General features: G+C 65.8%; 15 protein-coding genes. 5 read left to right on the top strand and 10 right to left on the bottom strand.

All coding sequences use genetic code 11. The features are described from left to right. Position 1: 1 nt before the first annotated feature. Both ccoO and ccoN read right to left on the bottom strand, forming a co-directional pair. Positions 2–610, bottom strand: a complete 609-nt coding sequence (ccoO, locus tag J2T47_RS15120; protein ID WP_192294941.1) for a cytochrome-c oxidase, cbb3-type subunit II — start codon at positions 608–610, stop codon at positions 2–4. A gap of 10 nt (positions 611–620) precedes the next feature. Continuing rightward, on the bottom strand, positions 621–2,045 hold the full coding sequence (gene ccoN / locus J2T47_RS15115; protein WP_192294940.1) for a cytochrome-c oxidase, cbb3-type subunit I: 1,425 nt from the start codon (positions 2,043–2,045) through the stop codon (positions 621–623). Positions 2,046–2,167: 122 nt separating this feature from the next. Between ccoN and J2T47_RS15110 the strand changes: the two genes are divergently transcribed. Beyond that, positions 2,168–2,866 (top strand): alpha/beta family hydrolase, encoded by a 699-nt coding sequence (locus J2T47_RS15110; RefSeq protein WP_253448214.1) that lies wholly within the window; start codon positions 2,168–2,170, stop codon positions 2,864–2,866. A gap of 89 nt (positions 2,867–2,955) precedes the next feature. Beyond that, positions 2,956–4,128: a cationic peptide resistance protein CprA gene (gene cprA, locus J2T47_RS15105; RefSeq protein ID WP_253448211.1), complete on the top strand. Its 1,173-nt coding sequence runs from the start codon at positions 2,956–2,958 to the stop codon at positions 4,126–4,128. A gap of 155 nt (positions 4,129–4,283) precedes the next feature. Here cprA and J2T47_RS15100 read toward each other — a convergent pair whose 3' ends face one another. Beyond that, positions 4,284–5,849, bottom strand: coding sequence for a methyl-accepting chemotaxis protein (locus J2T47_RS15100; protein ID WP_253448208.1), 1,566 nt, complete (start codon positions 5,847–5,849; stop codon positions 4,284–4,286). Positions 5,850–6,045: 196 nt separating this feature from the next. Continuing rightward, positions 6,046–8,778 (bottom strand): aconitate hydratase AcnA, encoded by a 2,733-nt coding sequence (acnA, locus tag J2T47_RS15095; protein ID WP_253448205.1) that lies wholly within the window; start codon positions 8,776–8,778, stop codon positions 6,046–6,048. Positions 8,779–9,138: 360 nt separating this feature from the next. On the opposite strand from acnA, the gene rlmM reads away from it, so the two are divergent. Both rlmM and J2T47_RS15085 read left to right on the top strand, forming a co-directional pair. Beyond that, a complete protein-coding gene (rlmM, locus tag J2T47_RS15090; RefSeq protein WP_253448202.1) occupies positions 9,139–10,206 on the top strand; it encodes a 23S rRNA (cytidine(2498)-2'-O)-methyltransferase RlmM in 1,068 nt (355 codons plus the stop codon). 100 nt (positions 10,207–10,306) lie between these two features. Next, the gene (locus J2T47_RS15085) at positions 10,307–11,185 is read left to right on the top strand and encodes a MaoC family dehydratase (RefSeq protein WP_253448199.1); all 879 of its coding nucleotides are present in this window, start codon (positions 10,307–10,309) and stop codon (positions 11,183–11,185) included. A gap of 116 nt (positions 11,186–11,301) precedes the next feature. On the opposite strand, the gene J2T47_RS15080 is transcribed toward J2T47_RS15085, so the two are convergent. After that, positions 11,302–12,858 carry an alpha/beta hydrolase gene (locus tag J2T47_RS15080; protein ID WP_253448197.1) on the bottom strand — a complete coding sequence of 519 codons (1,557 nt, stop codon included), beginning with the start codon at positions 12,856–12,858 and terminating at the stop codon, positions 11,302–11,304. 175 nt (positions 12,859–13,033) lie between these two features. On the opposite strand from J2T47_RS15080, the gene tusA reads away from it, so the two are divergent. Continuing rightward, positions 13,034–13,273 carry a sulfurtransferase TusA gene (tusA, locus tag J2T47_RS15075; RefSeq protein ID WP_015477744.1) on the top strand — a complete coding sequence of 80 codons (240 nt, stop codon included), beginning with the start codon at positions 13,034–13,036 and terminating at the stop codon, positions 13,271–13,273. A 192-nt stretch (positions 13,274–13,465) separates the two neighbouring features. On the opposite strand, the gene J2T47_RS15070 is transcribed toward tusA, so the two are convergent. From J2T47_RS15070 to J2T47_RS15050, 5 genes are all read right to left on the bottom strand, one after another. After that, positions 13,466–14,281 carry an ABC transporter permease gene (locus J2T47_RS15070; RefSeq protein WP_253448194.1) on the bottom strand — a complete coding sequence of 272 codons (816 nt, stop codon included), beginning with the start codon at positions 14,279–14,281 and terminating at the stop codon, positions 13,466–13,468. A 12-nt stretch (positions 14,282–14,293) separates the two neighbouring features. After that, on the bottom strand, positions 14,294–15,130 hold the full coding sequence (locus tag J2T47_RS15065) for an ABC transporter permease (RefSeq protein WP_253448191.1): 837 nt from the start codon (positions 15,128–15,130) through the stop codon (positions 14,294–14,296). A 15-nt stretch (positions 15,131–15,145) separates the two neighbouring features. After that, positions 15,146–16,276 (bottom strand): ABC transporter substrate-binding protein, encoded by a 1,131-nt coding sequence (locus J2T47_RS15060; RefSeq protein ID WP_253448188.1) that lies wholly within the window; start codon positions 16,274–16,276, stop codon positions 15,146–15,148. Positions 16,277–16,332: 56 nt separating this feature from the next. Next, positions 16,333–17,418, bottom strand: coding sequence for an ABC transporter ATP-binding protein (locus J2T47_RS15055; RefSeq protein WP_138214726.1), 1,086 nt, complete (start codon positions 17,416–17,418; stop codon positions 16,333–16,335). Between the two features lie 139 nt (positions 17,419–17,557). Then, the gene (locus J2T47_RS15050; RefSeq protein WP_253448184.1) at positions 17,558–18,481 is read right to left on the bottom strand and encodes a LysR substrate-binding domain-containing protein; all 924 of its coding nucleotides are present in this window, start codon (positions 18,479–18,481) and stop codon (positions 17,558–17,560) included. Positions 18,482–18,720 lie beyond the last annotated feature (239 nt).

Below are 18,720 nucleotides of genomic sequence, written 5' to 3'. Positions count from 1 at the left end.
GTCACCGCTTGTTCTTGATGGAGGTGCCGAGGACCTGCAGGTACGCGACCACCGCGTCCATTTCGGTCTTGCCTTTGACGGAATCGCTGGCGCCAGCGATGTCGTCGTCCGTGTAGGGCACGCCCATGACACGCATCACTTCCAGTTTCTTCGCCGTGTCCTTGCCGTCGAGCTTGTTCTCGACCAGCCAGGGGTAGGCGGGCATCTTCGATTCCGGCACCACGTTGCGCGGGTTGTAGAGGTGCGCGCGGTGCCAGTCGTCGGAGTAGCGGCCGCCGACGCGGGCCAGGTCCGGGCCGGTACGCTTGGAGCCCCACAGGAACGGGTGGTCCCAGACGCTTTCGCCAGCGACCGAGTAGTGGCCGTAGCGCTCGGTCTCGGCGCGGAACGGGCGGATCATCTGCGAGTGGCAGCCCACGCAGCCTTCGCGGATGTAGACGTCACGGCCTTCCAGTTGCAGCGCGGTGTAGGGCTTCATGCCTTCCACCGGGGTGTTGGTGACGTCCTGGAAGAACAGCGGGACGATCTGGGTCAGGCCGCCGATGCTCACGGCGACGGCCATGCACAGGGCCAGCAGGCCGACGTTTTTCTCGAGTATTTCGTGTTTCATGTCGGTCTCCTCAGGCCATCTGCGCCGCGGCTTGCATTTCAGCCGGCTTGGCAGCCGCTACGGTGCGCCAGGTGTTGTAGGCCATGACCAGCATGCCCAGCAGGAAGATGGCACCACCGATCATCCGCACGATGAAGCCGGGGTGGCCGGCGGCCAGGGCTTCGACGAAGGAGTAGGTGAGGGTGCCGTCGGAGTTCACTGCACGCCACATCAGACCCTGGGTGATGCCGTTGACCCACATCGAGGCGATGTACAGAACGGTGCCGATGGTGGCCAGCCAGAAGTGGGTGTTGATCAGGCCGACGCTGTGCATCTGCTCGCGACCGAAGACCTTCGGGATCATGTGGTAGAGCGAGCCGATGGAGACCATGGCGACCCAGCCCAGAGCGCCGGCGTGTACGTGGCCGATGGTCCAGTCGGTGTAGTGGGAGAGGGCGTTGACGGTCTTGATGGCCATCATCGGGCCTTCGAAGGTGGACATGCCGTAGAAGGCCAGGGAGACCACCAGGAAGCGCAGGATCGGGTCGGTGCGCAGCTTATGCCAGGCCCCGGAGAGGGTCATCATGCCGTTGATCATGCCGCCCCAGCTCGGAGCCAGCAGGATCAGGGACATCACCATGCCCAGCGACTGCGCCCAGTCCGGCAGGGCGGTGTAGTGCAGGTGGTGCGGACCGGCCCAGATGTAGACGGCGATCAGTGCCCAGAAGTGCACGATGGACAGGCGATAGGAATAGACCGGACGCTCGGCCTGCTTGGGCACGAAGTAGTACATCATCCCCAGGAAGCCGGCGGTCAGGAAGAAGCCCACGGCGTTGTGGCCGTACCACCACTGGATCATCGCGTCGGTGGCGCCCGAGTACAGCGAATAGGACTTGGTCAGGCTGACCGGGATTTCCAGGTTGTTGACCACGTGCAGGATCGCCACGGTCAGGATGAAGCCGCCGAAGAACCAGTTGCCCACATAGATGTGCTTGGTCTTGCGCTTCATCAGCGTGCCGAAGAAGACGATGGCGTAGGAAACCCAGACGATGGTGATCAGGATGTCGATCGGCCATTCCAGCTCGGCGTACTCCTTGGAGGAGGTCATGCCCAGCGGCAGGGTGATGGCCGCGCAGAGGATCACCAGCTGCCAACCCCAGAAGGTGAAGGAAGCCAGGGTGTCGGAGAACAGGCGGGTCTGGCAGGTACGCTGCACCGAGTAGTAGCTGGTGGCGAACAGTGCGCAGCCGCCGAAGGCGAAGATCACCGCGTTGGTATGCAGCGGACGCAGGCGGCCGAAGCTCGTCCACGGTAAGCCGAGGTTAAGGTCCGGCCACACCAGTTGCGCGGCGATCAGGACACCGACGGCCATGCCGACGATCCCCCACACCACTGTCATAATGGCGAACTGGCGGACCACCTTATAGTTATAAGCGGTCTGATTGGTTGTGCTCATTTATGGGCTTCCATCCACGGTTATGGGCTATGCCCATCCCGGCAAGGTTTTTTACGGCTTACGGCGTATGCCGCCCCTCCCCCTTGGGATAGGTACTAATTTCGAAATTAGCGGAGTGAAGGATGGATAAAGGCACTTCCCGGAATATTGATTCGGATCAATTGGCACCTGAGACCTCTGTCGCGGGCGCCTGCGGTCCTTTGTCGCTGCTGCGGAACCCGGCACGGCGCGAACTGTCAGCCACGCTGGTTCTGGCTCACGGAGCGGGCGCGCCGATGGACAGTCCATTCATGGACGGCATGGCCGCGCGCCTGGCCGAAAGAGGTATCTCGGTGGTGCGCTTCGAGTTCCCCTATATGGCTATGCGCCGGGAGGACGGGAAGCGCCGTCCGCCGAATCCGCAGAAGCAGTTGCTCGAGTGCTGGCGACAGGTCTTCGCGCAGATCCGCAGCGAGGCGCCGGGCAAGCTGGCAATCGGTGGCAAGTCCATGGGCGGACGGATGGCCAGCCTGCTCGCGGACGAGCTGGGGGCCGACGCGCTGGTCTGTCTCGGTTACCCGTTCTATGCCGCCGGCAAGCCGGAGAAGCCCCGGGTTGCCCACCTCGCTGAACTGCAGACGCCGACACTGATCGTGCAGGGCGAGCGTGATGCCCTGGGTGATCGTCCCAGCGTAGAGGCGTATTCACTTTCGCCCTCGATCCACCTGCACTGGCTGCTGGCTGCCGACCACGATCTCAAGCCACTCAAGGCTTCCGGGCTGACCCACGAGCAGCATCTGGAAAGCGCTGCCGCCAGGATCGAAGCTTTTCTATTGCGCTAAGCGGCCCTTAAGGCAGGCATTCCTATCCTCGCCGGCGTCGGCTCCCCGCAGTCGACGCCCCGCTTCCAGAGGACAGGCCGAACGCTGCCATGAACCCCGATTACGCTGAACGCATTGCCCCCCAACCCTTGCGCTACTCTCCCGGTGCCGCGCACAGCCTGCTGCTGACTGGCGCCACCGGCTTCCTCGGCGGCGCCGTCGCCGCCCACCTGATCGCCGATGGCCACAGCCCGGCGCTGCTGTTCCTGGTCCGTGCCGAATCGCCTGAGCAGGGGCTGGAACGGCTGCGTGACAACCTGCGTCTGCACTGCGTTCCGGAGACTGCGCTGGAAAGCCTCCGGGAGAGTCAGATCCTCTGCGGCGACCTGCTCGACACCGCCTGGATGCAGGGCGAGCGCGCTCGCCTGATGCGCGTGGAGCAGGTGATCAACTGCGCGGCAGTGGCCTCGTTCTCGAAGAACCCGAGCATCTGGCCGGTAAACGTCGAGGGCACCTTCGCCTTCGCCCGGCTGCTCAGCCAGTCGCGCAATCTCAAGCGCTTCCTCCACGTAGGCACCGCCATGTGCTGCGGCCCGCAGCGTGAGTCGCCGGTGCGCGAGTCCTGGGACTTCCCCGACAGCGAAGAGCAACTGGTGGACTACACCGCCTCCAAGGCCGAGATCGAGCGGCGCATGCGCGAAGAGCTGCCGTCGTTGCCGCTGGTGGTGGCGCGCCCGTCCATCGTGGTTGGGCACCGCGAGCTGGGCTGCCGCGCTTCGGGGAGTATCTTCTGGGTGTTCCGCATGGGCTTTGCCCTGGAGAGCTTCACCTGCGGCCTGGACGAACAGATCGACGTTATCCCGGTGGACTATTGCGCCGAAGCGCTGGTGGCCCTGGCACTCAAACCGACGCTGAGTCATGGCCTATACCACATCTCCGCCGGACACAGTTCGGCGTGCACCTTCGGCGAAATTGACCGTGCCTATGCCGATGCCCGTGGCGAGGAGCCTGTGGGGGAGCGCTATCGCAAGGTCAGCAGCGAAGACCTGCGCGAACTGGCCGGCAGCTTCGAGAGCCGCATCGGCAAGGCCAACCCGCGCCTGGTGCTGCGGGCGCTGCGCCTGTACAGCGGCTTCGCCGACCTCAACTACCTGTTCGATAACCAGCGACTGCTGGATGAGGGCATCGCTGCGCCGCCGCGCTTCACCGACTACGTCGACGTGTGCGTGCACTCCTCGCGGGACGTCAGCATCCCGGCGCAGATGCAGTGGGATTTCAAGTAGCTGGCAGGTACCACCTGTAGGAGCAACCGTCAGTCTCTGAAGGTCCGTATCTTGGTTTTCCCTCTCCCCCGCCCTCTCCCTGAAGGGAGAGGGCGGGGGAGAGGGGAGCTTTAGCGCAGGGCTTTCCCTGTAGGATAGCGGCTACAGGTCCGGCCTCAGCGGTTGAACCGCTCCACCAGCGAGTACTGGCGATGCGCAGTCTGCGTCAGCTCCTCGCTGAGCAGGGCGGTGCGCTGGGCTTCGCCGGAGGTCTGGTCGGCAAGGTTGGCGATGGTGCTGATGTTGCGGTTGATCTCTTCGGCCACGGCGCTCTGTTCCTCGGCAGCGGCCGCGATCTGGGTGGCCATCTCGGTGATGTTGGCCACCGCGTCGCTGATGCCCACCAGGGCGTTGTCCGCCTGCAGCACGCGCTCCACGCCTTCGTCGGCCTGACGGCGGCCGGAGTCCATGGCCCGCACGGCCTCGGTGGCGGTGTTCTGCAGGTTGGCGATGAGCTGGTGAATCTGCCCTGTGGACTCGGCGGTGCGCTGGGCCAACTGGCGCACTTCGTCGGCGACCACCGCAAAGCCGCGGCCCATCTCACCGGCGCGGGCGGCTTCGATGGCGGCGTTGAGCGCCAGCAGGTTGGTCTGGTCGGCGATGCCCTTGATCACGTCCACCACGCCACCGATCTGCTCGCTGTCGCGGGCCAGCTGGCTGACCGCTTCGCCGGTCTCACCCACCGAGCTGGAAAGACGCTGCATGGCCTCGCGGGTTTCGGCGGCGATCTGCCGGCCCTCGGTGGTCAGGTTGTTGGCCTGGCGAGTGGCGTCGGCGGTGCGCTGCACGTTGTCGGCGACTTCCTGGGTGGTGGCGGCCATCTGGTTGACGGCGGTCGCTACCTGCTCGGTCTCCTGGCGCTGCCGATCCAGGCCGGCGGAGCTGTGGTGGGCCAGGGAGTCGGCTTCGCGGGCCTGCTCGGTGAGGGTTTCCGCGGTGTCCTGCAGACGGGTCAGACAGGTCTTCAGCCGAGCTTCCTGGCTGAGGATGGACATTTCCAGGCGTGCCTGGGCGCCACGGCTGTCGGTATACATCTGCGCGATCAGCGGGTCGGAGGTGGTCTGCTCGGCCAGGCGCAGCAGGCGCTTCAGCCCGCGTTGCTGCCAGCCAAGTCCGGCCAGGCCGAGCGGGATCGAGAGCAGCGCGGCGAGCAGGAAGCCCCAGTGGGAATTCAGCCAGGCGCCGATGAGGAAGCCGATCTGGCCGATCAGGATGAACGGCAACCAGTCCAGCAGCACAGGCAGCCAGCGGTCGCGGGCGGGGATGGCCGACTTGCCGGCATTGATCCGCGCATACAGCGCTTCGGCGCGACGCACTTGTTCGGCGGTGGGCTTCACCCGCACCGATTCATAGCCGACGATCTCGTTGCGCTCATAGACGGGCGTGACGTAGGCGCTGACCCAGTAGTGGTCGCCGTTCTTGCAGCGATTCTTGACGATGCCCATCCAGGGGCGGCCTTTCTTCAGGGTCGTCCACATGTGGGCGAATACCGCCTGCGGCACGTCCGGATGGCGCACCAGATTGTGCGCGGCGCCCACCAGTTCCTCACGGGAGAAGCCGCTGATGGCGCTGAAGGCATCGTTGACGTAGCTGATCACGCCGCGGTCGTTGGTGGTGGAGATCAGCCGCTGTTCGGCGGGGAAGGTGCGTTCACGCTGGGTGATCGGCTGGTTGTTGCGCATCAGGCTGGGATCTCGGAGAAAGGCGAATTGGTACGTCTGTCCAGCTTATCGGCTGCCGGATCGGAAATTTGATGGCGATCACAAAAAAAATGTCAGAAGAGTGACGTCAAGAGATGGACGATAGCGTATCGCCACTGGTCACGGAAATGAAACGAAAGAAGGAGGGCGGCGGCCCGTTGCAGGCCGCCGCAGCGCTTTAGATCAGGCTGCGCAGCACGTAGTGGAGGATGCCGCCGGCCTTGAAGTACTCGACTTCGTTCTGCGTATCGATGCGGCAGAGCACCTCGAAGCTGTCCTGGCTGCCGTCCTCGCGTTTCACCGCGACCTTGAGGCTCATGTGCGGCTTCAGCTCGCCCGACAGGCCACTGATGCTCAGTACTTCCTTGCCGGTCAGTTTCAGTGCCTTGCGGTCCTGGCCGTCCCTGAACTGCAACGGCAGCACGCCCATGCCCACCAGGTTGGAGCGGTGGATGCGCTCGAAGCTCTCGGCGATCACCGCTTTCACACCCAGCAGGTTGGTGCCCTTGGCCGCCCAGTCGCGGGACGAGCCGGTGCCGTATTCCTTGCCGGCGACGATGACCAGCGGCGTGCCGTCCTGCTGGTAGCGCATGGCGGCGTCGTAGATCGCCAGCTTGTCGCCGGTGGGGACATGCAGCGTGTTGCCGCCTTCCTCGCCGCCGAGCATCTCGTTCCTGATTCGGATGTTGGCGAAGGTGCCGCGCATCATCACCTCATGGTTCCCACGGCGCGAGCCGTAGGAGTTGAAGTCGGCGTAGGCCACGCCGTGCTCGCTGAGGTAGCGGCCGGCGGGGCTGTCCTTCTTGATGTTGCCGGCAGGGGAGATGTGGTCGGTGGTCACCGAGTCGCCCAGTACCGCGAGGATGCTGGCGCCTTCGATGTTCGCGACTTTCGGCGGTGCCTCGGCGATGTGCTCGAAGAACGGCGGGTGCTGGATGTAGGTGGAGTCGTCCTGCCAGGTGTAGGTCTGGGCGTCCGGCACCTGGATCGCACGCCATTTCTCATCGCCCTGGAAGACTTCGGCGTATTCCTTGTGGAACATCGCCGTGTCGACCTTCTGTACGGCGTCGGCGATTTCCTGCTGGGTCGGCCAGATGTCCTTCAGATAGACCGGTTGGCCGTCCTTCCCGGTGCCCAGCGGGTCCTTGCTCAGGTCGGTGCGCACGGTGCCAGCCAGCGCGTAGGCGACCACCAGCGGCGGTGAGGCCAGCCAGTTGGTTTTTACCAGCGGATGCACGCGGCCTTCGAAGTTGCGGTTGCCGGAGAGCACCGAGGCGACGGTCAGGTCGGCCTGCTGGATGGCCTTCTCGATAGGGTCGAGCAGCGGGCCGGAGTTGCCGATGCAGGTGGTGCAGCCGTAGCCCACCAGGTCGAAGCCCAGTTCGTCCAGGTAGCGGGTCAGGCCGGCGGCGTGGAAGTACTCGGTGACCACCTTGGAGCCGGGGGCCAGCGAACTCTTCACCCAGGGCTTGCGTTGCAGGCCTTTCTCCAGCGCCTTCTTCGCCAGCAGGCCGGCGGCCATCATCACGCTGGGGTTGGAGGTGTTGGTGCAGGAGGTGATGGCGGCGATCACCACGGCACCGTTCTTCAGCCGGTAGGTGTGGCCGTCGTGCTGGTAGTCGGCTTCGCCAGTCAGGGCTGCCGCGCCCACGGCGGCGCCACCGCCACCCTCGCTGAGCAGGCGGCCTTCCTCGGTGGAGGCGGGTTTGATCTGCAGGCCGAGGAAGTCGTCGAAGGCCTGGCTGACATGGCCGAGGGCGACGCGGTCCTGCGGGCGCTTGGGCCCGGCGAGGCTGGCCTCGACGTCGCCCATGTCCAGTTGCAGGGAGTCGGTGAACACCGGCTCGTGGCCTTTCTCGCGCCACAGGCCCTGAGCCTTGCTGTAGGCCTCCACCAGTTTAACGGCGTCTTCCGGGCGGCCGGACAGTCTCAGGTAGCCCAGGGTGATCTCGTCCACCGGGAAGAAGCCGCAGGTGGCGCCGTATTCCGGGGCCATGTTGGCAATGGTGGCGCGGTCGGCCAGGGGCAGGTCGGCGAGGCCGTCGCCATAGAACTCGACGAATTTTCCGACGACGCCTTTCTTGCGCAGCATCTGGGTGACGGTCAGCACCAGGTCGGTGGCGGTAATGCCTTCCTTCAGCTTGCCGGTGAGCTTGAAGCCGATCACTTCGGGAATCAGCATCGACACCGGCTGGCCGAGCATGGCCGCTTCCGCCTCGATACCACCAACGCCCCAGCCGAGCACGCCGAGGCCGTTGATCATGGTGGTGTGCGAATCGGTGCCGACCAGGGTGTCGGGGAAGGCGTAGGTGCGGCCGTCCTCGTCCTTGGTCCATACGGTGCGCCCCAGGTACTCCAGGTTGACCTGGTGGCAGATGCCGGTGCCCGGTGGCACCACGCGGAAGTTGTCGAAGGCGTTCTGTCCCCAGCGCAGGAAGGCGTAGCGCTCGCCGTTGCGCTCCATCTCGATCTCGACGTTCTGGGCGAAGGCGGACTGGCTGGCGAACTTGTCCACCATCACCGAGTGGTCGATGACCAGGTCGACGGGGGACAGCGGGTTGATCTTCTGCGGGTCGCCGCCGGCCTTGGCCATGGCGTCGCGCATGGCGGCCAGGTCGACCACCGCCGGCACGCCGGTGAAGTCCTGCATCAGTACGCGGGCGGGGCGGTACTGGATCTCGCGCTCGGAGCTGCGGCTCTTCAGCCAGCCGGCCAGGGCTTTGAGGTCGTCGCCGGTGACGGTGTTGTCGTCCTCCCAGCGCAACAGGTTTTCCAGCAGGACTTTCAGGGACATGGGCAGCTTGCCCAGGTCCCCCAGACTCTTCGCCGCTTCAGGCAGGCTGTAGTAGTGATAGGTCTTGCCGGCGACCTCAAGGGTGCGCAGGCTGTTCAGGCTATCCACTGCGGGCATGACATTCTCCTCAGGCTTGGATTCTGCTCGTGATCGGCGGCGCGGCCGATTCAACGGCGCACTGGCGATACTTGGCGAAGGAGGGCGCTAACGTCCTGATCCATCGCAGGCCTGGTCCATTGGGACAGGTTGCGATCGATGGCACTCTTCGCCGGGCAGGGCAATCATCGGGCAGTCTTCTGGCAGGCTGGGCCAGACCACTCAAGCTAGACCGCCCGAAGGGGTATTGCCATCTGTTCTTGACCGGTTGATCCGGAGGCTGGTTCAGAACAAATGACGTTGGTCGTGGGAGATTTCCGGCGAATCTGCATGAATCCTTCGCGGGTAGCCTCTATAGTGCGCGGCCAAGGAGACACCCCGATGAATACCCTGTTACTGCACTGCCGCCCGGGCTTCGAGAACGAGGTCTGCGCTGAGCTGTCCGAGCACGCTGCGCGCCTGGACATCCCCGGCTACGCCCGAGCCAAGCCGGCCACCGCCTATGCCGAATTCATCTGCATGGACGCCGACGGCGCCGATCGCCTGATGCGCCAGCTGCGCTTCTCCGAGCTGATCTTTCCGCGCCAGTGGGCGCGTGGTGACGGCTTCACCGCGCTGCCGGAATCGGATCGTACCGGCGCGATCCTCGAAGCCCTGGCCGGCTTTCCGCAGTGTGGGAGCCTGTGGCTGGAAGTGTTCGACACCAATGATGGCAAAGAGCTCTCGACTTTCTGCCGCAAGTTCGAAAAGCCCCTGCGCGCCGCCCTGGTGAAAGCCGGCAAACTGGTGGAAGACCCCAGCCTGCCGCGCCTGCTGCTGACCTTCCGCTCCGGCCGCGAGGCCTTCATCGGCCTGGCCGAGGCGCGCAACTGCGCCATGTGGCCCATGGGCATCCCACGCCTGAAGTTCCCCCGCGAGGCGCCCAGCCGTTCGACGCTGAAGCTCGAAGAGGCCTGGCACCACTTCATTCCCCGCGCCGACTGGGACCGCCGCCTGGCGCCGGACATGCTCGCCGTGGACCTGGGCGCATCGCCTGGCGGCTGGACCTGGCAGCTGGTCAACCGGGAGATGCGCGTGGTCGCCGTGGACAACGGGCCGATGGCGGAAAACCTGATGTACTCCGGGCTGGTCGAGCACCAGCGCGTCGATGGTTATGCCTTCCGCCCGCGTCAGCGCATGGACTGGATGGTCTGCGACATTGTCGAGAAGCCCGCGCGCACCGGCGCGATGATCGAGACCTGGATCGGCGAAGGACTGTGCCGCGAGGCCATCGTCAACCTCAAGCTGCCGATGAAGCAGCGTTACGCCGAGGTGCGGCGCATCCTCGATCGCCTGGAGGACGCCTTCCGCGAGCGTGGGCTGAAGGTGCAGATCGGCTGCAAGCAGCTCTACCATGACCGCGAGGAAGTGACCTGCCATCTGCGCCGCCTGGAGAAGGGCGAGCGCTAGCGACTCGGAACAGTCCGGTCACGCCACCCGACCTTTGGTGGCTTGTCGCGCCGCCCGGCATTGCCCATGCTAGGCGGCGCGAATTCATCCGGAGCCGTTCGTGAAGCGAAAGTTGCCCTCCCTCCTGGGCAGTTACAGCCGCATGCTGCTGCCGCGCCGTGGCCTCGGCCAGGGCGAGCGCGTGCCGTACCTGGCGATGGACAGCCGCACCCTGAAGTTCGACCTGCGCCACCTGCGCGCGTATCGCCAGCACTTCGGCCTCGACCCGGCGCTGGGCGTACCGCTGCTCTATCCGCAGGTCATCAGCCTGCCGCTGCACCTGCGCCTGCTCAGCCGCTCGCGCATGCCGCTGTCGGTGGTCGGGCTGATCCACCTGCGCAGCCATATCCAGCGCTATCGGATGCTCGACGAGCACGAGCCGCTGCAGTTCGACTGCCGCATTCTCACCAGCCGCCGCAACGCGCTGGGCCTGGAGGTGGATGTGCTCACCGAGGCCTGGCACCACGACATGCTCTACTGGCAGTCGATCACCACCTACCTGCGCCGGGGCGACTTCCTCGATGGCGGGACCGAGCCCGATCCGCTGCCCGAGCGCGCCCAGTGGCACACCCTGGAAGCACCGGTCCATTCCGGCGTGCAGTGGCGCGTGCCGAAGATCGTCGGCTGGCGCTACGCCGGGCTGAGCGGCGACTTCAACCCATTGCACCTGTCGCGGCTGATGGCCTCGCACTACGGCTTCGGCAAACCCTTCGCCCATGGCATGTGGGGCCTGGCACGCAGCCTGACCGGGCGCCGCCTGGCCGAGAACGTGCGCCTGGATGCCCACTTCAAGGCGCCATTGCCGCTGGGCAGCCAGGTGAAGCAGGTATACCGGCGACTGGGCAGGAAGGAGCAGTGGGCGCTGCTGCCCGCCGAAGGTGATGGCCAGCCGATGCTGCTGGCGCAGCTGGACGAGGCGCCGGACGGGCCGTTGCGTTAGTTGTGATACGGGAAGCGTTGGTGCGGCTCTGTTCGCGAGCAAGCTCGCTCCTACAAGGGGCGCACCGAGCTTGACCTGTAGGAGCGAGCTTGCTCGCGAACCGTACGGCAGAGGAGTCAGGGGCGCACGGCCATGGGCGGTTGCAGCGACACGAGACTGGGTAGCTGCACCTCTCCCTTGAGCTCCACTGGGGAAACACGCCAGGAACTGTTGAACAGGTACTGGTCGCTGAAGCCACTCACCAGCAAACCAACCTCATCTCCCGGCGCGAGGCTCGCGCTGACGGCGTTCAGCCGTGTGCTGCCCTGGTTCGCCAGCGGTTTCACCTGTTCGTCCAGACGCCGGGTATGCCCATCGGCGCTGCGGATCGCCAGGGCGGCGAACAGCTGCGCGTCGGGGCGTTCGGTCAGTGGTTGGGCCAGGCGGATTTCGGCGCTGCCGAGCAGGGCGCTGTGCTCGCTGACGCGCTGCAGGGGAATGAACCGTGAAGGTTGCAGCAGGCCGCTCACTGCCGGGCGGATGGCCGTGTCCGGCAATGTCACCGTGGGGCCGGGAGCAGGCAGCTCGTCCAGCGCCACGCCCTGGTCCAGATCGAGGCTGATGCACAGGTCCGGCACGCCGTCGGCGGCGCCGGGGCGCTTGCGCAGCTTTTCCTCGTACCAGGCGACTATGCCGGTGTAGAGGTTGATCGCCCGCGAGCCGCAATGGATCACCGGTTCGTTGTTGAACGGCGGCAGCCCGCTCCAGGCCTGCAACGGCGGTGGCAGTATGTGCCCGCCCTGCATGCCCAGCAGGCGTACGTCCGCCGGTCCCTGCTTCAGGCACTGGCGGATCTGCAGGCCCTGGTCCAGCGGGAACAGCGTGTCGCGCAGGCCCTGAATCAGCAGCGCATCGGCGTGGGGCCGGCGGCCGGCCGCGCAATAGCTGGCGAGACTGTTGGCGTGCAGTTCGGCTTGCACCGGCGCGGCCATGCGTCCGCCGGTGGTGTGCAGGTAATCGGCCTGGACGAACTTGCCCAGGTCATAGCCGGTGGCCAGCCCCAGGCTCACCAGCACGCCGCCCCAGCCGATCTTCAGCTGGCCGTCCGGCGCCAGGGCGTCGGCCAGGTCGTACCAGGTGGCGATGGGCACGATGGCATCGATGCGCGGGTCTTCCGCCGAGGCCAGCAGTTGCACGGCGCCGCCGTAGCTTTCGCCGAGCATGCCGACGCGCGGATCATTCGGGCCATCCAGGGTCAGCCGGGCCAGGTGCGCGGCGGCCCAGTCGATCACCGCACTGGCATCCTGCACCTCGAACTGCGGGTTCATCATCTCGATGCGCCCGTCGCTGCCGCCCCAGCCGCGCTGGTCGTAGCTGACCACCCAGAACCCGGCCTTCCAGGCGCGCAGCGCAGCGCGACCGGACATCATGTTCTTGCCGTAGTAGCCGTCCGGCCCGGTGACCCGCCAGCCGCCCCAGCCGTGGGTGTGGACGATCAGCGGAGCGCTCTCGCCGGCCTTCAGCGCCGGCTGGAATACGGTGGCGGAGAGTCTGGTGCCGTCGCGGGCGGTGATGACGGCCTCGAACCAGGTGGCGGGCAGATCTTTGCCTTTGCTGGCGTTGAAATCGGGGACCTGGTCGCGGGCGGCGCAGCCGGCGAGCAGGACGAGGCACAGGCAGAGGAGGGCGCGCATCGGGGCTCCAGTCGAGAGGCGGCTGTCCGGGCGGACAACGCAGGCCAATGCGCCAGCATGCCCGGCGTCAGCGGCGCCCACCCCCAACCAAGGTTCGGTGACCCGGACGGACGCAGGGTGACCGCACGGTGCGCTTTGCGCGACAATGCGCCATTGGTTTTTCTGGAGTGACGTGATGTCCCAGCCTGTCGATGCGATTCTCGACGCCACCGGCCTGAACTGCCCCGAGCCGGTCATGATGCTGCACAACAAGGTGCGCGACCTGCCGGCCGGCGGCCTGCTCAAGGTGATCGCCACCGACCCTTCCACGCGCCGCGACATCCCCAAGTTCTGCGTCTTCCTCGGCCACGAGCTGGTGGAGCAGCAGGAAGAGGCGGGGACCTACCTGTACTGGATTCGCAAGAAGGCGGAGTGATCCGCCGGCGCGCTTCGCAACAGTTTCGCAGGATGAACGCTGTGTAGGATGGGTGGAGCGGAGCGATACCCATGCTGCTCGTGCCGGAAATCGATGGGTATCGCTGCGCTCCACCCATCCTACGTAGAGCTTCCCTGTGTGATTTTCGCGCCGCTGGGCGGCGCATAACGTCGAGCGTTATGCGCCCTACGCTCAGCTACCTACCGGCCGCGCGGCGATGCGTTGGGCGATCATCCGGCCGATCAGCGCGACGAAGGTCAGGGCGATCAGCACCACCGAGATGGCCGCCACGGCCGGATCGATGTTGTCGCGCAGGCCGGACCAGATCTGCCGGGGCAGGGTGTTCACCTCGGTGCTGGTGACGAACAGGGTCACCGCGATCTCTTCCCAGCTCAGCGCAAAACACAGCAGCGCCGTGCTCGCCACGCCCAGCTTGAGGTTCGGCAGCACCACCATGAAGGTGGTCTGGCCCAGGCTCGCGCCGAGGTTGCGCGCGGCCAGTTCGATGCGCCGGTCCAGTTGGCTCAGGGCCACCAGCATGGTCACCACGCCATAGGGTACGACCATCACGATGTGCGCGATGGTCAGGCCGACCAGGGTGTCATAGCCCAGGCCGGGGGCGAACTGGCTGACCTTGGTTTCCATGAAGTACAGGACCATCGCCGAGATCATCGGCGGGATCGCCATGGGCAGCAGCACCAGGCCGATCAGCAGGGTCGCCAGGCGCGAGCGCAGGTACCAGATGCCGAGGCTGAAGCTCACCGCCAGTGCGGTCGCGATGATGCAGGTGGCGGTGGCGACCATCAGGCTCTGGCCGATCGCCGAGAGCCATTCCGGGCTGTCCAGCAGTGCCTGGTAGTGGCGCAGCGACCAGTTGCCGTTGGGCATCGACAGGAAGCGCTTGCTGGTGAAGGACACCGGGATCACCGCCAGCAACGGGAAGACCATGAAGATCATCGCCATGGTCGCCAGCAGGCGGCTCGGTGCCTTGGTTTCGTGTGCGTTCATTTCTGCGGCTCCTTATCCCACCAGCTTGTCGACGCGGGTCATGCGCAGCAGCGCCCAGATCATCCCGCTGACCAGTGCCAGCAGCACCACCGAGAGTGCGGCGCCCAGGCCCCAGTTGCTGGTCTGGAACATCTGCAGGTAGACGTACTCGGCCACCATCACGGTCTGCCCGCCGCCGAGGATCGCCGGGGTGATGAAGAAGCCCAGGCAGAACACGAAGACGATGATGAAGGCGCCGAGGATGCCGGGGATGGTCTGCGGCACGAAGATGCTCCAGAAGGTGCGCATCTGCCCGGCGCCCAGGCCGCGCGCGGCCAGCAGCACGCGCGGGTCGAGGCGACGCATGGTCGACACCAGCGGGAACAGCGCGAAGGGCACCATGAAGTGCACCATGCCGATCACCACGCCCAGCTCGTTGCGGGTCAGCTGCAAGGGCTCGCTGGTGATCCCCAGGTACTGCAGCCACTCGTTGAGCAGGCCGTTGCTGCGCAGGGCGATCAGCCAGCCGAACGCGCGCACCAGCACCGACAGCCAGAACGGGATGAACACGCAGATTTCCACCACGCGCTGCCAGCGCGGCGGGCTGTAGACCCAGCAGTAGGCCATCAGGTAGGCGATCAGCAGGGAAACCACGCTGACCGTGGTGCACAGGCGGAAGGTCCGCCAGAGCACGTCGTGGATCGCCGGGTCCGTCATGATCCGCTGGTACTGCTCGATCCCCGGCTCGGGCAGGGTCACGCTCCAGCCGAGCACGCCGAGGAAGGGCAGTACGTAGAAGATGATCAGAACCACCGGCAGCGGCAGCAGCAGGGCGCCCAGCTTGAGCCGCGAGGGGGCGTTATCGGCCATGACCTGCGCTCCGCATTACTTGGAAATGTGGGTCAGGTACTGCTCCAGGGTCGCCGCGTAGTGGTCGGTGTACCACTCGTGGCTGAGCATCACCTGCTTGGGCAGGTTCGCCGGGTCGGTGCAGTTCAGGTGCTTGCGGTCGTCCGGGATCAGCGCGGCGGCGGCGGGGTTGGCCGGGCCGTTGCCGAACATCTTGAACAGCTCGACCTGGGACTGCGGGTCCTGGGCGTAGGCGATGAACTTCATGGCCGCCTCGGTGCCGGCCGGGTTGCCCTTGAGCACGCCCCAGTTGCTGCAACCCAGCAGGGCGTTGTCGAAGGTCCACTTGATGCGGTCTTCGCTGTCCTCGGTGATCACCTGGGCGCGGGTGTTCCAGATGGCGCCCATGGACACTTCGCCCTCGATCAGCAGCTGCTGGGTCTCCGCGCCCGAGCCCCAGAAGGCCAGCACGTGGGGCTTGAGCTCGTCGATCTTCTTCATCGCGCGCGGCACGTCCAGCGGGTAGAGCTTGTCCGGCGCCACGCCGTCGGCCAGCAGCGCGGCCTCGAGCATGCCGTTCATCCACTTGTAGAGGGTGCGCTTGCCGGGGAAGGTCTTCACGTCCCAGAAGTCGGCCCAGGTCTTGGGTGCCTTGTCGCCGAAACGCTCGCTGTCGTAGGCGATCACGTAGCTGAGCATGTAGTCGGCAATACCGTATTCGTAGGCGAAGCCGGGCAGCACCTTGTCCCTGGACACGACGTTGTAGTCGATGGGCTGCACCAGGCCTTCCTTGCCCAGGTTCTGCAGGATCGAGCTTTCCGCATCGACCACGTCCCAGCTCACCCGGCCGCTGGACAGCTGGGTGCGGATGGCGCCCTCGGTGGGGCCGCTGCCGTCGATCTTCACCGGGATCCCGGTGGCCTTGGAGAAGCCCTCGGTCCAGGCCTTGCCGAACGCCTTGATGGCATCGCCGCCCCAGTTCACCACCACCAGCGGCTTGTCGCCGGCGGCGAAGCTCACGCCGCTGCGCAGGGCCAGCGGCAGGGCGGCCATCAGGCCCATGCCCTTGAGGAAGGTGCGGCGGTCGATCTGCCCGCGACGGGTCTTTTCGATGAGGACTTCGATGCAGTCTTGCTGGTGCGGATTGAACTCTTTCGGATTGAACATGGAGGCAGCTCCCGATCAGGTGGGATGGCGAATAGGGGAGGAACGCGTTCGGCGACTCAGGCGATCAGCAGGCTTTTCTCGATGGGCCAGCTCAGCCAGACCTTGGCGCCCTGTTCCAGGCGCGAGGCCTGGTGGTCGGCGTGCACGGCCAGGCTCATCGGTTGCTTGCCCTCGCTGCCGGCACCCAGGCACAGCTCGGTGCTGGCGCCCTGGTAGGTCTTGGCGGTGAGTACGGCCTGCACCACGTTGTGGCCATTTACCTGTGGCGGTGCGCTATGCAGCTGCATGTGTTCCGGGCGCACCGCCAGCAGCGGCGCTTCGGCCTGCATGGCGTTGGAATAGCTGGCGCGCAGCTCGGCCTCGCCGAAGCGTCCGCAGGCCAGCTCGCCGGCGCGGCCCACCTGGCTCAGCGGGAACAGGTTCATCTTGCCGAGGAATTCGGCGACGAAGCGGTTGCTGGGCTGGTTGTAGATGGTCTGCGGGTCGTCGACCTGGGCCAGTTGGCCGCGGTTGAAGATGGCGATGCGGGTGGACAGGGCGAGGGCTTCGTTCTGGTCGTGGGTGACGAAGACGAAGGTGGTGCCGACCTGACGGTGGATGCGCTGCAGTTCGGCCTGCAGCTGCTCGCGCAGGTTCTTGTCCAGGGCCGAGAGGGGTTCGTCGAGCAGCAGCATGTCCGGCTCGAAGACCAGCGCGCGGGCGATGGCCACGCGCTGCTGCTGGCCGCCGGAGAGCTCGCCGGGGCGTTTGCCGAGGTGCTCGCCGAGGCCGACCACGTCGAGCATGTGGCGTACGCGGCGGTTGCGCTCTTCGGCCTTCACGCCGCGGATTTTCAGCGGGAAGGCGACGTTGTCCTCGATGCTCATGTGCGGGAACAGGGCATAGCCCTGGAACACCATGCCGAAGTTGCGCTTCTCGGCGGGGCGCCGGGTGATGTCGGCGCCGCCCTCTTCGAGCTTGCCGCGGGACGGGTCCTGGAAGCCGGCGAGGATCATCAGGAAGGTGGTCTTGCCGGAGCCCGAAGGCCCGAGGAGGGTGAGGAACTCGCCCTGCTGGATGTCGATGGACACGTTGTCCAGCGCGTTGAAACTGCCGTAGCTCTTGCCGATGCCGATGGCACGTAGTTGGGGCTGTCGCTCCACTGCACTTACCTCGATTTCTTGTTCTTGTTCGAGCGGCCGCCGGGTGAGGATCGGGTAAAAATCAGCGGCCTTTTTTTAACGCAGTATTGTCAAATCTCTCTCCGCTTCAATCGCGTTTTTTCGCCCTCATTGTTCGAAATCATTCACCTATCACGGCTGTCCGGCCGCTGTGGCGGAACTGCTCGGACATCCGTAGCTCGGCCTTCATCCAGGCCTTGAAGGCCCGTACGTCGGGGCGTTCGGACTTGGCCGGGTCGGTGACGAAGTAGTAGCGGTTGGGCGGTTCGATGGCGACGTTGAACAGTCGCACCAGCTGCCCCTTGGCCATGGCATCGCCGCTGACCAGCGCATCGCCCATGGCCACGCCTTGCCCGGCGATGGCCGCCGACTGCACCAGGTGCGCGTCGGAGAAGACGATGCCGTTGCGCACGTTGAGGTTCTTCACTCCGGCGGCAGCGGTCCACAGCAGCCAGTCGGAGTGATCGACCATGTGCAGGAAGGGCAGGCTGGCGAGGTCTTCCGGCGAGTCGAGGCCGCCAACGGAGTTGATCAGCGACGGGCTGCACACCGGGAAGGTGTCCAGGGTGGCGATCAGGTCCACATGCAGGTCGGTCCAGTCGCCCACGCCGTAGGCGATGAACAGGTCGACGTCGCGGTCGCTGACGTCGTCGGGCACCCGCGGCGAGACCAGGTTCAGCTCCACCTGCGGGTGGGCGCGCTGGAACTTGCCGATCTGGTGGCACAGCCAGTAGGTGGCGAAGCCCGGCGTGCAGCTCACGCACAGGCGGCCGGAGACTTCCTCGGCATTGGCGAAACGCCGCGCCTCGTTGAGGATCGCCAGCGCGCGCTGGGTTTCGCGGGCGAAGCATTCGCCGTGGTAGGTCAGCGCGATGCCGCGGCCGACCCGCTCGGTGAGCGGGATGCCCAGGCAGTCTTCGAGGCTGTGCAGTTGGTGGCTGACGGCGCTGCGGGTGAGGCTCAGTTCGCTGGCCGCGCCGGACAGGCTGCCCAGGCGGGCAACGGCGTCGAGCACGCGCAGGGCGGTCATCGAGGGGAAACGCATGGCTCACTCCAATTTCGAAGTGGAGCCTTTATCCCTGAGCGCGGCGGTGGTGTCGAGTGGCTGCGGGTACGGGCGGAGAGGGTGGGTGTTTCGGAGCGTTTCGCTTGGCGCCTGCAACGGGCGCCTCGCTGCGACAGATGCTCACCTGTAGGAGATTCTATGTCTACCCCACCGTATCGGCCGTAGGCCGATACGGCTGTTGAGTCTTCATCAGAGCAAAGGCAATCCGGGCCAGTTTG

Source organism: Pseudomonas nitroreducens, from assembly GCF_024170165.1.
Lineage (GTDB): Bacteria > Pseudomonadota > Gammaproteobacteria > Pseudomonadales > Pseudomonadaceae > Pseudomonas > Pseudomonas nitroreducens_C.
The sequence above is the reverse complement of the archived record's forward strand: the minus strand, read 5'-3'. Positions and strand labels throughout refer to the sequence as shown.

What these genes read in the sequence shown, in the direction of transcription:
- ccoO (WP_192294941.1), bottom strand. Translation starts at nt 610, where the DNA reads ATGAAACACGAAATACTCGAGAAAAACGTCGGCCTGCTGGCCCTGTGC.
- ccoN (WP_192294940.1), bottom strand. Translation starts at nt 2,045, where the DNA reads ATGAGCACAACCAATCAGACCGCTTATAACTATAAGGTGGTCCGCCAG.
- J2T47_RS15110 (WP_253448214.1), top strand. Translation starts at nt 2,168, where the DNA reads ATGGATAAAGGCACTTCCCGGAATATTGATTCGGATCAATTGGCACCT.
- cprA (WP_253448211.1), top strand. Translation starts at nt 2,956, where the DNA reads ATGAACCCCGATTACGCTGAACGCATTGCCCCCCAACCCTTGCGCTAC.
- J2T47_RS15100 (WP_253448208.1), bottom strand. Translation starts at nt 5,849, where the DNA reads ATGCGCAACAACCAGCCGATCACCCAGCGTGAACGCACCTTCCCCGCC.
- acnA (WP_253448205.1), bottom strand. Translation starts at nt 8,778, where the DNA reads ATGCCCGCAGTGGATAGCCTGAACAGCCTGCGCACCCTTGAGGTCGCC.
- rlmM (WP_253448202.1), top strand. Translation starts at nt 9,139, where the DNA reads ATGAATACCCTGTTACTGCACTGCCGCCCGGGCTTCGAGAACGAGGTC.
- J2T47_RS15080 (WP_253448197.1), bottom strand. Translation starts at nt 12,858, where the DNA reads ATGCGCGCCCTCCTCTGCCTGTGCCTCGTCCTGCTCGCCGGCTGCGCC.
- tusA (WP_015477744.1), top strand. Translation starts at nt 13,034, where the DNA reads ATGTCCCAGCCTGTCGATGCGATTCTCGACGCCACCGGCCTGAACTGC.
- J2T47_RS15070 (WP_253448194.1), bottom strand. Translation starts at nt 14,281, where the DNA reads ATGAACGCACACGAAACCAAGGCACCGAGCCGCCTGCTGGCGACCATG.
- J2T47_RS15065 (WP_253448191.1), bottom strand. Translation starts at nt 15,130, where the DNA reads ATGGCCGATAACGCCCCCTCGCGGCTCAAGCTGGGCGCCCTGCTGCTG.
- J2T47_RS15060 (WP_253448188.1), bottom strand. Translation starts at nt 16,276, where the DNA reads ATGTTCAATCCGAAAGAGTTCAATCCGCACCAGCAAGACTGCATCGAA.
- J2T47_RS15050 (WP_253448184.1), bottom strand. Translation starts at nt 18,481, where the DNA reads ATGCGTTTCCCCTCGATGACCGCCCTGCGCGTGCTCGACGCCGTTGCC.